At 68.5% G+C, this 12,569-nt stretch carries 10 protein-coding genes; 8 read left to right on the plus strand and 2 right to left on the minus strand.

Going from position 1 to position 12,569, the window contains the following annotated elements; genetic code table 11:
• The first annotated feature begins 5 nt into the window (after positions 1-5).
• Positions 6-812, plus strand: a complete 807-nt coding sequence (locus ASE31_RS02205; RefSeq protein WP_057199893.1) for a general secretion pathway protein GspB — start codon at positions 6-8, stop codon at positions 810-812.
• A 19-nt stretch (positions 813-831) separates the two neighbouring features.
• On the opposite strand, the gene ASE31_RS02210 is transcribed toward ASE31_RS02205, so the two are convergent.
• Positions 832-1,998 carry an ABC transporter substrate-binding protein gene (locus tag ASE31_RS02210; RefSeq protein WP_057199894.1) on the minus strand — a complete coding sequence of 389 codons (1,167 nt, stop codon included), beginning with the start codon at positions 1,996-1,998 and terminating at the stop codon, positions 832-834.
• 158 nt (positions 1,999-2,156) lie between these two features.
• Here ASE31_RS02210 and ASE31_RS02215 point away from each other — a divergent pair, with 158 nt between their 5' ends.
• Positions 2,157-2,885 (plus strand): Crp/Fnr family transcriptional regulator, encoded by a 729-nt coding sequence (locus tag ASE31_RS02215; protein ID WP_057199895.1) that lies wholly within the window; start codon positions 2,157-2,159, stop codon positions 2,883-2,885.
• 4 nt (positions 2,886-2,889) lie between these two features.
• Here ASE31_RS02215 and ASE31_RS02220 read toward each other — a convergent pair whose 3' ends face one another.
• Complete coding sequence (locus tag ASE31_RS02220) at positions 2,890-4,578, minus strand: methyl-accepting chemotaxis protein (RefSeq protein WP_057199896.1); 1,689 nt, start codon at positions 4,576-4,578, stop codon at positions 2,890-2,892.
• 393 nt (positions 4,579-4,971) lie between these two features.
• Here ASE31_RS02220 and ASE31_RS02225 point away from each other — a divergent pair, with 393 nt between their 5' ends.
• From ASE31_RS02225 to ASE31_RS02250, 6 genes are all read left to right on the plus strand, one after another.
• Entirely contained in the window at positions 4,972-5,871 is a 900-nt protein-coding gene (locus ASE31_RS02225; protein WP_057199897.1) for a DUF4394 domain-containing protein, read from the plus strand.
• Entirely contained in the window at positions 5,868-6,509 is a 642-nt protein-coding gene (locus ASE31_RS02230) for a methylamine utilization protein (RefSeq protein ID WP_200961059.1), read from the plus strand. Before ASE31_RS02225 ends, ASE31_RS02230 begins: the two co-directional genes overlap by 4 nt.
• Positions 6,506-8,857, plus strand: coding sequence for a bifunctional diguanylate cyclase/phosphodiesterase (locus ASE31_RS02235; RefSeq protein ID WP_057199898.1), 2,352 nt, complete (start codon positions 6,506-6,508; stop codon positions 8,855-8,857). Before ASE31_RS02230 ends, ASE31_RS02235 begins: the two co-directional genes overlap by 4 nt.
• A gap of 79 nt (positions 8,858-8,936) precedes the next feature.
• Positions 8,937-10,040 (plus strand): pseudouridine synthase, encoded by a 1,104-nt coding sequence (locus tag ASE31_RS02240; RefSeq protein ID WP_369819431.1) that lies wholly within the window; start codon positions 8,937-8,939, stop codon positions 10,038-10,040.
• Between the two features lie 205 nt (positions 10,041-10,245).
• On the plus strand, positions 10,246-11,490 hold the full coding sequence (locus tag ASE31_RS02245; RefSeq protein WP_057199899.1) for a triacylglycerol lipase: 1,245 nt from the start codon (positions 10,246-10,248) through the stop codon (positions 11,488-11,490).
• A gap of 104 nt (positions 11,491-11,594) precedes the next feature.
• Positions 11,595-12,530, plus strand: coding sequence for a hypothetical protein (locus tag ASE31_RS02250; protein WP_057199900.1), 936 nt, complete (start codon positions 11,595-11,597; stop codon positions 12,528-12,530).
• The last annotated feature ends 39 nt before the right edge of the window (positions 12,531-12,569 follow it).

A 12,569-nucleotide genomic window follows, 5' to 3' on the forward strand; every position in this document is an offset into this window, starting at 1 on the left:
TCCCCATGTCCTACATCCTTGATGCGCTGCGGCGCGCAGAAGCCGAGCGGGGCCGGGGCGCCGTGCCGGGTATCCATACGCAGGCCATGCCCGCGACGAGCGCCTCCCCGGGGGCTGACCGGGCCGGTTCTGCCAACCTGCTGGTGATCGGGTCGGCCGTGGTGGCCGTGGCCGCCCTGGCCGCGGGGGGCACCTGGTGGGCCATGCAGCGCAGTGATCCTGCCAGTGGGGCAGTGGTTGCTTCGGCGCCGCAGGCCCCTGTGCCGGCAGCGCCCGTTGCACCACCGGTTGCCGGAGCGGCACCGCCCGCCGTGTCCGCGCCCACAGCGCCTGCCGCCGCTCCCCTGGCGCCCCTGCCAGCGCCTGTGGCCAGCCCGCCCATCACGCCCGCCAGGGTGGAGCCAAGGCCGGTGGCACCACTGCGCCTGGCTGAGCCGGTACGTGAGAAGCCTGCCGTGGTGGCTGCGCCCGCACGCACCCGTGACGCCGAGGTGCCACGCGAGCCCGCCGCGCGCGCGCAGGCGCCCCTGGCCCCCGCACCCGCCGCGGCGGCGGCGCCCGCTGCCGCACCGCCCAACGGCCCGGTATTCGCCCAGAACGACCTGCCGCCCTCGGTGCGCGAGCAGTTGCCCGCGCTGCAGGTCACGGGCGCCACCTATTCCAGCAATCCGGCGCACCGCATGGCCATCGTCAACGGCCAGGTGCTGCAGGAGGGCGACCAGGCCGCGCCGGGGCTCAAGCTCGAACGCATCGAGCAGGGCCGCACCGTCTGGTCGTTCCGCGGCTACCGCTACGCCGTGGCGCCGCAGTAGTCTATGGGGTTGACAGAACTTAGCGCAAGAAGCGCCCGTCCCGGCCGATCAGCGTGAGTTCGACGAAGCGCGAGGCATTGCGGTCCGGCGTGCTGGCATTGACCTCGAAGCCGCCCAGGTCCCATTTCTTGAGGTTCCAGGTGGCGTCGATGAAGGCCGTACGCGTCGGGTTGCGGCCGGCGCGCTGCAGGGCCTCGGCGAACACCCGGGCGTTGAGGTAGCCCTCCAGCGCCAGGTGCGAGGGTTCGGCCGTGGCACCCGAGGCCTTCCAGGCCGCCTGGAATTCGCGCACCACCGGCATCACCACGTTGGAGGGCAGGGGCACCACCTGCGAGATGGCCATGCCGGCGGCGTCGGCGCCGAGCGCCTTCACCGTGGCGGGCGTGCCCATGACCGACAGCGCATACAGCGTCACGCCGCGCTTGAGCGCGCGAAAGGCCTTCACAAACTCCAGCGTGGGCTTGCCCGCCAGGCCGATGACGATGGCTTCGAGGTCCGAGCCTGCCAGTTTTGCGGCCGCAGCGCCTGCGTCCGAAGCATTGTTCTCCACCGTCACGGTGACGGCGGCGGGCAGCTTGAGCCGGCCCATGGACTGCTGGGCCGCCGTGAACACTTCTTTGCCGAAGGCGTTGTTCTGGTAGACCATGCCGATGCGCTGGATGCCGATGGTGGACAGGTGCTGCACCAGCTTCTCGGCCTCGTCGGCATAGCTGGCGCGGATGTTGAACACGCTGCGCGCATTCTTCGTGCGCGTGAGCTGGGCGCCTGTGAACGGGGCGAAGAAGGGCACGCCGCTGTCCACCACCTTGGGCAGCATGGCCTCGATCATGGGCGTGCCCATGCAGTTGAAAAGGGCGAAGTTGCCCGGATCGGCCAGGAACTTGTCCACATTGGCCAGGGCTTTGGGGACCTCGTAGGCGTCGTCCAGCGTGGTCAGCTCGATGGCGCGGCCGTGCACGCCACCCTTGGCGTTGATGCCGGCAAAGGCCGCCTTGGCGCCCTGGTGCATGGCCGATCCCAGGTCTCCGAGCGGTCCGGTGAGGGCGGTGGACTGGCCGATCCGGATCGCCCCCTCCTGTGCCGTGGCGCTGCTGCCCCAGTGCGCCAGCGGCAGGGCGATGGCGCTGGCCAGCAAAGTGCGCCGCTGCAAGCGCGGGCTCGGGGTGTGGGTGCTGCCTGTGGTCATGGTGTTTGTGTCTCCTTGGGGTCGTGGCCGCGCGTGAAAATGCCTGGCAGGCGGCCATCATCCGCAGGCGAATGGCGCAGATCTATCGTTGCGGCGACAATTCGCATCGTGGTATTCCCGCACGAACTCCGCCAGCCTTGCCTCCCCCATCGCGCTCCATGAACCAGGATCTGTCACTGCACCAGCGCCGGCGCCTGCCCACAGAGGCCGAGCTTGCCAATATCCCGTGGCTGAGGCCGCTGCAGCCTGCCGAGCGCGAACGCGCCGAGGCAGCCCTGCTGGTGGGCGATGCCGCGCCGGGGGATTACGTGTGCCGCGTGGGCCGGCCCGTGACCTACTGGTTCGGGGTGGTGGAGGGGCTGCTGAAGATGAGCAGCGACAACGCACAGGGCCAGACCATGACCTACACCGGCGTACCGCCTGGTGGCTGGTTCGGCGAGGGCACGGCCATGAAGCGCGAGCCCTACCGCTATAACATCCAGGCGCTGCGCAAGAGCATCGTGGCCGGGCTGCCGATCGACACCTTCCACTGGCTGCTGGACCATTCCATCGGCTTCAACCGCTTCGTGATGAACCAGCTCAACGAGCGGCTGGGCCAGTTCATCGCGGCGCGTGAGATCGACCGGCTGAACAACCCTGATGTGCGCGTGGCGCGCAGCCTGGCCTCGCTGTTCAACCCGGTGCTGTACCCCGGGGTGGGCGAGGTGCTGCGCATCACGCAGCAGGAGCTGGCCTATCTGGTGGGCTTGTCGCGCCAGCGCGTGAACGAGGCGCTGGCGGCGCTGGAAGTGGAGGGCGCCATCCGTGTGGAATACGGCGGCCTGCGGGTGCTGGACCTGGCGGCGCTGCAGTCCAGCATCTTTCAGCGCCTGGCTGAGCCGCGCTAAATGCTCAGGCGCGCGGCAGCGCGGGCATGGCAGCCGTGCGCTGGCCCAGTGGAGTGGGGGATGGCACGGAGGCCGCGGCGTCTGGGGAGCCACTCCATTCGCGGTCGTCGGTGCGGTCGCGGCTCAGGCGGAAGGTGTGCACCATCTGCGTCAGGCGGCTGGCCTGTTCCTTGAGGCTGTCGGCGGCGGCAGCACCTTCCTCCACCAGCGCGGCGTTCTGCTGCGTCATCTCTTCGAGCGCGCCCACCGAGTGGCTGACCTCGCCGATGCGCTGGCTCTGCTCCTGCGTGGCGGCGGTGATCTCGCCCATGATGTCGGACACGCGGCGCACGGACATCACCAGTTCCTCGATGGTCTTGCCCGCGTGGTTCACCAGGGCGCTGCCCTCCTGCACATGCTCGACGCTGGCGCCGATCAGCGTCTTGATCTCCTTGGCGGCCTGGGCTGCGCGCCCGGCCAGGCTGCGCACCTCGCTGGCCACCACGGCAAAGCCGCGGCCTTGCTCGCCCGCACGGGCCGCTTCCACCGCCGCATTGAGCGCCAGGATGTTGGTCTGGAAGGCAATGCCGTCGATCACGCTGGTGATGTCGGCGATCTTGCGCGAGCTGCCACTGATGGTGTCCATGGTGCGCACCACCTGCGAGACCACTTCACCGCCACGCGTGGCCGCGTCCGACGCCGAGGAGGCGAGCTGGTTGGCCTGGCGCGCGGCGTCGGCGCTTTGCGACACGGTGCCCGTCAGATCGGCCAGGGCATTGGCGGCGCCCTGCAGGTTGTGCGAAGTCTGCTCGGTGCGCTGGCTCAGGTCGAGGTTGCCCGAGGCGACTTCGGAGCTGGCCACGAGGATGGATTCCGCCGTGCCGCCGATGTCACCCACCAGGCTGCGCAGCCGGTCCTGCATGGCGGCAATGGCTTCGAGCAGGCGGCCGGTCTCATCGTGGATGCGCACTTCCACCTGCGAGGTCAGGTCGCCGCGTGCAATGCGCTCGGCCACCACCACCGCACGGCCGATGGGGGCGGTGATGCTGCTCGTGATGCGCCAGGCGATGAGGGCGCCCAGGCCAATGGCCAGCAGCACCAGCGCACCACCCGTCCAGCGCGCCCGGCTCTGCGTCACCTCGGCCGAGGCCGTGGCCTGGCTGTTCAAGGTGTTCTGCAGTTCGATCAGCTCGGCCAGCTTGCCGCGCCAGGCGGTTTCCAGCGGCGCGACTTTGGTCATGAGGTTCAGCGTGGCGCTCACGGTGTCGCCATCGTCGGCGGCCTTCATCGCGGCGTCCAGCTCGGGGCGGCTCTTGCGGCCGAATTCCTGCACCTCGGCCAGGAGCTTGCGCTCGGCATCGGTGGTGCCGTCGGCCTTGAACAGGTCAGACAGGCTGGCCTCCTGGCGCGCATAGCCCTGCACGGATTTTTCGGCGTTCTTGATCTGGTCGCGGGCCTGCTTGGGATCGATCTCGTTGAGCATGGCGGCAGAGCGGCTCTGGATGCCGATGGCGCTCACGCTGTCCAGCATTTCGTTGACCAGCCGGGTCTTGGTGGCCCCGGTGCCGGTGACCTGCTGCAGATGCTCGTGCAGTTTTCCCACCGAGAGCTGGCCCACGGCGGCCACTGCCATCAGCAGGACCAGCAGGCAACCGAAGCCCAGGCCCAGGCGGCTGGAGATCGACAGGGATTTGATAGGCGAGGCGGCCGGCATGGAGGTCCTTGGCTGTTGAATGCAATGGGGTAACACGAAGCAATAACGGTGCCCAGGCAGGCGGGTGGCCTGTCACTATCGTGGCGCAGGGTGGGCGTACACAGTGTAGGGACAAATGTCACAAAGTGTTATGACGCTTCAGGATGGCCCCATGCGCAGCGCGCATGGCCGCTGTTACAAATGGGGTGCCATGCCCGGGGCATGGGTGCGGGCCAGGGGGAACCCTTGGGTGCTTGCCGATTCGCAGGCCATCAAACGTCTCTTGTTACATATTCCGCATGGAGTGGGTGCTATCGTTTTTGACGGGAGCGCCAGCGCAGGATGTTCACTCTAGTGCAGCATGCCGAAGCCCTATCGGGTATAAACCCGTTACAGTTTCAGCAAAGGTCCTCCATGAGCCGCTTCCACACTTTCCGCCCTCTGCATGGTGTCCTGGCCACGATGGTGCTGATGGGTCTGGCCGCATGCACCGGCGGCCCGATGCCTGATGCATCGGAGCGACGAGAGCGCCTCGTGGCCGTGACGGCAGACCACGAACTCATCGTGTTCGATGCGCGCCGACCCGATACCGTGCTGGAGCGCCGGCGCGTGACGGGCCTGGCCTCGGGCGAGCGCCTGGTCGGTGTGGATTTCCGCGTGGCCAAGGGCGTGCTGTACGCCCTGTCCCAAGCGGGGCGCCTGTACACGCTGGATATTTCTTCCGGGGCACTGATGGCTGTGGGCTCCGCGCCGGCCGCGCTGCCGCTCACGGGTGGGTCTTTCGGTGTCGATTTCAATCCGGCGGCGGACCGCATCCGCGTGGTGTCGTCCTCCGGGCTGAACCTGCGGCTGCACCCGGACACCGGCGCCGTGGTCGATGGCGACCCCGCCCAGCCGGGCGTGCAGCACGACCCCGTGCTGCACTACGCGCCTGGTGATGTGAACGTTGGCCGTGTGCCCGACGTGGTGGCCGCCGGCTACACCTACAACCCGCAGGACAGCAAGATCACCACCAACTACGCCATCGACCGTGCCCGGGGCGCGCTGGTGATGCAAGGCTCGCGCGAGGGCACCACGCCCGTGGTCTCGCCCAACACGGGCCAACTGCGCACTGTGGGCCCGTTGGGCCTGGGGCCGCTGTCCGATGCCTCCTTTGACATCTCCGACGTGGGCAACGTGGCCCTGCTGGCGGCGCGCACTTCCGGCGATCCGCGCTCGCGCCTGTACAAGGTAGATCTGGAGACCGGCCGTGCCGTATCGCTGGGCGTGATCGGCAGTGGGGCCCCTCTGGCGGGCATGGCGATAGAGCCATGAGTTCGCGGCCCGTCCTGGCGCAACGGCTGCTGGCGCACTGGTGTGTGCTGGCGGGCTGTGTGGCGGCCATGGCGGGCGTGGCGCATGCTTCCTCGGTGCAGGTGGAGGTGCTGGACACGGCGGGAAAGCCTCTGGCCGATGCCATCGTGTTCCTGGAATCTGCCGACGCGCGGCGTCTGACCAAGCCCTTGCCCGGTGTGGAGATGGCACAGGAAAAGCGCCAGTTCGTACCGTCTGTGATGGTGGTGCCGGTGGGCAGTGAGGTGTTGTTTCCCAATCGCGATACGGTTCGGCACCACGTTTACTCCTTTTCGCCGACCAAGAAGTTCGAACTCAAGCTGTATACCGGAACCCCTTCCAAGCCTGTTCTGTTCGACCAGGCGGGCGTCGTGCTGCTCGGCTGCAATATCCACGACCAGATGATCGGCTGGATCCTGGTGGTGGACACGCCCTACTTCGCCAAGAGCCCCTCTGGCACGGGCAAGGCCCTGCTCGACAACGTGGCGCCCGGTGCCTACAAGCTGCGCACCTGGCATGCGCGCCTGCCGGTGGGTGCGGCCGCGCTGGAGCAGGCGATCACCGTGCCGGCCACGGGCATGGCCACGGCCTCGGTGCGTATGGCGGGACTGCAGCCTTGAACCTGTCCCTGTTGCGGCGCAGCCTCATCCTGAAGCTGGTGGGCATTTCGCTGCTATTGCTGCTCATCGTGCAGGCGGCGGGCTTTGCCGTGGTGCGTGCCAGCATCGAGCGCAATGCGCGCAGCCAGATCGCCCGCGCCCTGGATACCGACGAGAACGTCTGGCGGCGCCTGCTGGACCAGAACGCGGACAAGCTGCGCCAGGGCTCGGCCCTGCTGGCGGCCGACTACGGCTTTCGCTCGGCCATCAATTCCGATGACGAGGAGACCATACAGTCGGTGCTGGAGAACCACGGCAACCGCATCGGCGCGGCCGTGACGGCGCTGCTGGGCACCAACCTGGAACTGCGCGCCGCCAGCCTGTCGGACGACATGCTGGATTTTCCCGCCACGCTGCGCCAGGTCGTGCCACCGCTGGCGGCCCAGCCGCAGGGCAGCCAGGTGGCGGTGATGGCCGGCGTGCCCTACCAGTTCGTGATGGTGCCCATGCGCGCGCCGGTGGTCATCGGGTGGGTGCTGATGGGTTTTCCCATCGGCCAGCCACTGGCCGAGGAAATGCGGCAACTGCTGTCGGTGCAGGTGGCCGTGGTGGTCAGGGCGGCGGATGGCCGTGTGTCGGTGCCCGTGACCACGCTGTCGGGCCCGGCGCTGGCCGGCCTTCATCGCCAGGGCCTGCCGATTGCGGAGCTCAAGACCGATGAGGGCACGCTGTTGGTGCGCGAGGCCCCGCTGGGCAACGCGGGCAGTGAAGTGAAAACACTGCTGCTGCGCTCGGTGGACGAGGTGGTGGCCCCCTACCAGCAATTGCAGGTGCTGCTGGCCATCATCACCGTGGCCGGCGTGCTGCTGTTTGCGGCGGGCACCGGCCTGGTGGCGCAGCGCCTGGCCACGCCCCTGCGCTCCCTGCTGGCCGCCACGCAGCGCCTGTCGCGCGGCGAATACGGAGTGCCGCTGGGGCACACCGACCGCCAGGACGAGATTGGCAACCTGGCCCGTTCCTTCGACCGCATGCGCCTGGACATCGGCAGCCAGCAGGCCGAAATCCGCCGCCTGGCTTATTGGGACCGGCTCACGGGCCTGCCCAACCGCGAGCGCTTTCGCGAGGCGGTGGTGCACGCCATCGCCGCACAGGAGGAAGGCTCCGTGCAGCCCTTGACGGTGCTGACGCTCGACCTGGACCGTTTCAAGCACGTGAACGACGTGCTCGGCTATGCCTTCGGCGACCGCCTGCTGCAGGCCGTGGCCGAGCGCCTGCAAAAGCAGTTGCCGGGTGACAGCGACATGGTGGCCCGGCTCGGCGGCAACGAGTTCGCGCTGCTGCTGCGCACGGGTGCCCAGGAGGCGTACGCGCTGGCCCAGGGCATCAACCAGTCGTTCGAGGAGCCCCTGGCCTTCGAGGACCAGACGGTGGACCTGAGTGCCGGCATGGGCTTCGCCTGCTGGCCGGCCGACGCTGGTGATGCCGACACCCTGCTCAGCCGCTCCGAGATCGCCATGTACGCCGCCAAGCGCAAGCTCACCGGCGCGCTGCGCTACGACGCCTCCTTCGACTCGGCCAGCACGCAGACCCTGTCGCTGCTGACCGAGCTGCGCCACGCCGTGGAGCACAACGAGCTGCGCCTGTACCTGCAGCCCAAGGTGCCCCTGCATGGCCAGGCGGGCCTGGCGGCCGAAGCGCTGGTGCGCTGGCAGCACCCGCAGCGCGGCCTGGTGCCGCCGATGGACTTCATCCCGTTTGCCGAGCAGACGGGCTTTGTGCGCCAGCTCACGCTGTGGATGTTCGAGGAGGTGGCGCGCCTGTTGGCCGACCCGCGCACGGCGGAGATGCCGCTGCGCATATCGGTCAACCTCTCCACGCGCGACCTGCTGGACCCGGAGCTCAGCGCGCGCCTGGCCACCATCCTTGCGCGCCATGGCGTGCAGGCCAGCGCCTTCTGCCTGGAGATCACCGAAAGCGCGATCATGGACGACCCCCAGCGCGCCGAGGCCATGCTCAACCGGCTGTCCGAGCAGGGCTTCAAGCTGTCCATCGACGATTTCGGCACGGGGTATTCGTCGCTGGCCTACCTCAAGCGCCTGCCGGTGGACGAGCTCAAGATCGACAAATCCTTCGTGATGGGCATGGAGTCCGGCGAGGACGATGCGATGATCGTGCGCTCCACCATTGACCTGGCCCACAACCTGGGCCTCACGGTGGTGGCCGAGGGGGTGGAGACCCTGGCCATCCTGGACCGGTTGCGCGCCCTGTCCTGCGATGAGGCGCAGGGCTACCACATCAGCCGCCCGCTGGGGGCCGAAGACTTCCTGGCCTGGCAGTCCCGCCAGATCGCCAACGCCGCCACGCCATAACGGCTACGGGGCCGCCATTTGGTGCCCGCTTTGCAAGCTTGGCCGCCCAAATGCCTGCGCAGAGGTGAAAATACGGGCAATGCCTTCTTCCCGTCCTCCTGCCGCCCCAGCCGCCGAGCCTGGTGACCCGCTGCCCCGGCGCGCCGTGTTGCGCCGACCCGCCGCGCCGCCTGTTGCTTCTTCGTCACCCGCTGCGGCCACGTCCCGCGCCCCTGCGCCTGGTGCTGCCCGTGGCAATGCGCGGCCCGATGCGCGCCCGCCGTCCCGCCCTGCCGCTGCAGCGCCCTCGGCACGCGGCAACGTGTGGCGAGCAGAACCCGCGCCGCCGGCCGCCCCGCGTGGAGCCGCTTCTGCCAAGGGTGTCCGGCCGTCCGCCCCTGCTGCTCCCGTGCGCCCAGCGGTGCCGGTCAAGGTCACCGCAGCCGCTGCAGGCACCTCGCGCCTGAACAAACGCATGGCCGAGCTGGGCCTGTGCTCGCGCCGCGAAGCCGACGACTGGATTGCCCAGGGCTGGGTCAAGGTCAACGGCGAGGTGGCGCCCATGGGCCTGCAGGTGCTGCCGGCCGACCGCATCGAGGTCGACAAGCGGGCCCAGGGCCAGCAGGAGCAGCAGGTCACCATCCTGCTGCACAAGCCCATGGGCTACGTGAGCGGGCAGGCCGAGGACGGCCACACGCCTGCCGTGGCGCTGATCAACCCCCGCACCCACTGGCGCGACGACCCGGGGCGCATGCGTTTTTCGCCGCCGCAGTTGCGCGGCCTGGCGCCGGCCGGCCGGCTGGACATCGACTCCGTGGGGCTGCTGGTGCTCACGCAGGATGGGCGCGTAGCGCGCCAGCTGATCGGCGAGGACTCCACCGTGGACAAGGAGTACCTGGTGCGCGTGCAGTACGGGGATGTGGCGCTCGACGTGCAGGCGGCGTTTCCGCCTGCACAGCTGGCGCGCCTGTGCCATGGGCTGGAGCTCGACGGCCAGCCGCTCAAGCAGGCCCGGGTGGAGTGGCAGAACCCCGAGCAGCTGCGCTTCGTGCTCACCGAGGGCAAGAAGCGCCAGATCCGCCGCATGTGCGAGCAGGTGGGCCTCAAGGTGGTGGGGCTCAAGCGCATCCGCATCGGGCGGGTGACGCTGGGCAACCTGCCCGTGGGGCAATGGCGCTACCTGTTGCCGCACGAGCAATTCTGAGAGGCTGAGAGTCTTTCATCCATGCCTGCTGTGCACGCCAAAACACCCTGGCTCGTCGTTGCAAATGCTCGCCATAGCCCGAGCTATGGCTGTGCTTTGCGCCTAGATCCAGTGCGTTTTGACGCGCCCTTCGGACACGGCTAAAAAATTCTCAGCCTCTGAGTCCCGCGCGGCTCCAGCCATTTTTCATTGACCGGAGCCAGCCATGCCATCCAAACCCTCCCCCGCGCGTGCCTTGCGCCAGTTGCGTCCCTCCGACCTGCGGGGGGTGGCCCGCCTGGCCACCCAGGCCACGGCCAGCATCAGCCGCGTGGCTGAAGGGGTGCACCAATCGGTGCTGGGCACGATGGGCCTGCCGGGAGGCCCCACGCCGGGCCGCACGCGCGGCCTGACCGGCATGGTCTATGGCAGCGTGCGGGGCATCACCAGCCTGGTGGATGCCGGCCTGCAGGCAGCCTTGGTGCGGCTGGAGCCGTTCATCATGGGCGTGCCCGAAGAGGCGCAGGCGGTGCCGCGCGAGCGCCAGGCTGTGCTGGCCGCGCTCAATGGCGTGATGGGTGACCGCCTGGCGGAGGATGGCAACCCGCTGGCCACCTCCATGGGCTTTTTTCAGCAGGGCCGGCCGCTGGATCCGGTAGCCCTGGGGGCGGCGGGCACGGCATCGGTCCACCTGCTGGTGCTGGTGCATGGCCTGTGCATGAACGACCTGCAGTGGGAGCACGAGGGCCATGACCATGGCGCGCACCTGGCGCAGGCGCTGGGCTGCACGCCTGTGTACCTGCGCTACAACACCGGGCTGCACACCTCCACCAATGGTGCCGAGCTGGCGCGCCAGTTGCAGACCCTGGTGGCGGCCTGGCCGGTGCCGGTCACGCAACTGAGCATCGTGGGCCACAGCATGGGTGGGCTGGTGGCACGCAGCGCCTGCCAGCAGGCCGAGCAGGCGGGCCTGCCCTGGCGCGGCCTGTTGCGCCACCTGGTGTGCCTGGGCACGCCGCACCATGGCGCGCCGCTGGAGCGTGCCGGCCACTGGGTGGATGCGCTGCTGGGCAGCACCCCGTACTCGCGCCCCTTCGCCCGCCTGGCCCAGCTGCGCAGCGGCGGCATCACCGACCTTCGCTATGGCCATGTGCTGGATGCCGACTGGCAGGGGCGCGATCGTTTCCGCAAGAGCCCGGATGTGCGCACCCACCTGCCATTGCCTGAGGGGGTCTTGTGCTGTACCGTTGCCGCAACGCTGGCAGCCCAGCGCAGCCCGGTGGCGGAGCGGTTGGTGGGCGACGGCCTGGTGCCGCTGCACAGCGCCCTGGGCTGGCATGATGACCCTGCGAGGCGCCTGGCGTTTGCCGCAGCGCAGCAGTGCGTGGTACACCGGGTGGGCCACCTGCAATTGCTGGGCAATGTCCGTGTGGCGCGGCAACTGGCGCTTTGGCTCGCACCGGCAGGCTGAACACCAGTGCCGGCTGTCGCCTTTATTTGTGCTCGCGCGCCAACTGGGGCGCGGGCATTGCTACCATCGTGCCATTCGCGCCGCATGTAACAAGGAGAAACGCAGTGAGCGACAAAAAATACCGCCTCGTGACCCGCAGCGACTTTGACGGCCTGGTGTGTGCCGTGCTGCTCAATGAGCTGGACCTGATCGATGACATCACCTTCGTGCACCCCAAGGACATGCAGGACGGCAAGGTACCGATCACCGAACGGGACATCACCACCAACCTGCCCTACGTGCCTGGCGCGCATCTGGTGTTCGACCACCATGAATCTGAAACCGTCCGCAACTCGGGGCGGCGCGACAGCAACCACATCATCGAGGCGCATGCGCCCTCGGCGGCACGCGTGGTCTACAACCACTATGGTGGCAAGGCGGCGTTTCCACGCATCACGGACGAGATGATGGCGGCGGTGGACCAGGCAGACTCGGCCCAGTACTCGCGCGAGGACATCCTGAACCCCGAGGGCTGGGTGCTGCTCAATTACCTCATGGATTCGCGCACCGGCCTGGGGCGCTTCCGCGAGTTCCGCATCAGCAACTACGCGCTGATGATGGACCTCATCAAGTACTGCCGCGACCACACCATCGAAGAGATCCTGGCGCTGCCCGACGTGCAGGAGCGCGTGGCGCTCTACCGCGAGCACGCGCCCAAGGCCAAGGATCAACTGCTGCGCTGCGCCATCAAGATCAGCAACCTGGTGGTGCTGGACCTGCGCGACGAGGAGACCATCTGGGCGACCAACCGCTTCATGATCTACGCGCTGTTCCCCACGGCCAACATCTCCATCCACATGATGTGGGGGCTGCAAAAGCAGAACACCGTGCTGGCCACCGGCAAATCCATCCTGGACCGCAGCAGCCAGACCCATGTGGGCAACCTCATGCTGGAGTTCGGCGGTGGCGGCCATGCCGCCGCAGGCACCTGCCAGGTGGCCAATGACAAGGCCGACAACATCCTGCAAGCGCTGATTCAGCGCATCACGCTCGACCGCTAAGGTGGCCTGGCGAGGGGAGGGGCTGAGTGCCGCGCTCCC

The organism is Acidovorax sp. Root217 (assembly GCF_001428645.1).
Taxonomy (GTDB): Bacteria; Pseudomonadota; Gammaproteobacteria; order Burkholderiales; family Burkholderiaceae_C; genus Acidovorax.

What these genes read in the sequence shown, in the direction of transcription:
- ASE31_RS02210 (WP_057199894.1), bottom strand. Translation starts at nt 1,998, where the DNA reads ATGACCACAGGCAGCACCCACACCCCGAGCCCGCGCTTGCAGCGGCGC.
- ASE31_RS02245 (WP_057199899.1), top strand. Translation starts at nt 10,246, where the DNA reads ATGCCATCCAAACCCTCCCCCGCGCGTGCCTTGCGCCAGTTGCGTCCC.
- ASE31_RS02230 (WP_200961059.1), top strand. Translation starts at nt 5,868, where the DNA reads ATGAGTTCGCGGCCCGTCCTGGCGCAACGGCTGCTGGCGCACTGGTGT.
- ASE31_RS02215 (WP_057199895.1), top strand. Translation starts at nt 2,157, where the DNA reads ATGAACCAGGATCTGTCACTGCACCAGCGCCGGCGCCTGCCCACAGAG.
- ASE31_RS02240 (WP_369819431.1), top strand. Translation starts at nt 8,937, where the DNA reads ATGCCTTCTTCCCGTCCTCCTGCCGCCCCAGCCGCCGAGCCTGGTGAC.
- ASE31_RS02220 (WP_057199896.1), bottom strand. Translation starts at nt 4,578, where the DNA reads ATGCCGGCCGCCTCGCCTATCAAATCCCTGTCGATCTCCAGCCGCCTG.
- ASE31_RS02205 (WP_057199893.1), top strand. Translation starts at nt 6, where the DNA reads ATGTCCTACATCCTTGATGCGCTGCGGCGCGCAGAAGCCGAGCGGGGC.
- ASE31_RS02225 (WP_057199897.1), top strand. Translation starts at nt 4,972, where the DNA reads ATGAGCCGCTTCCACACTTTCCGCCCTCTGCATGGTGTCCTGGCCACG.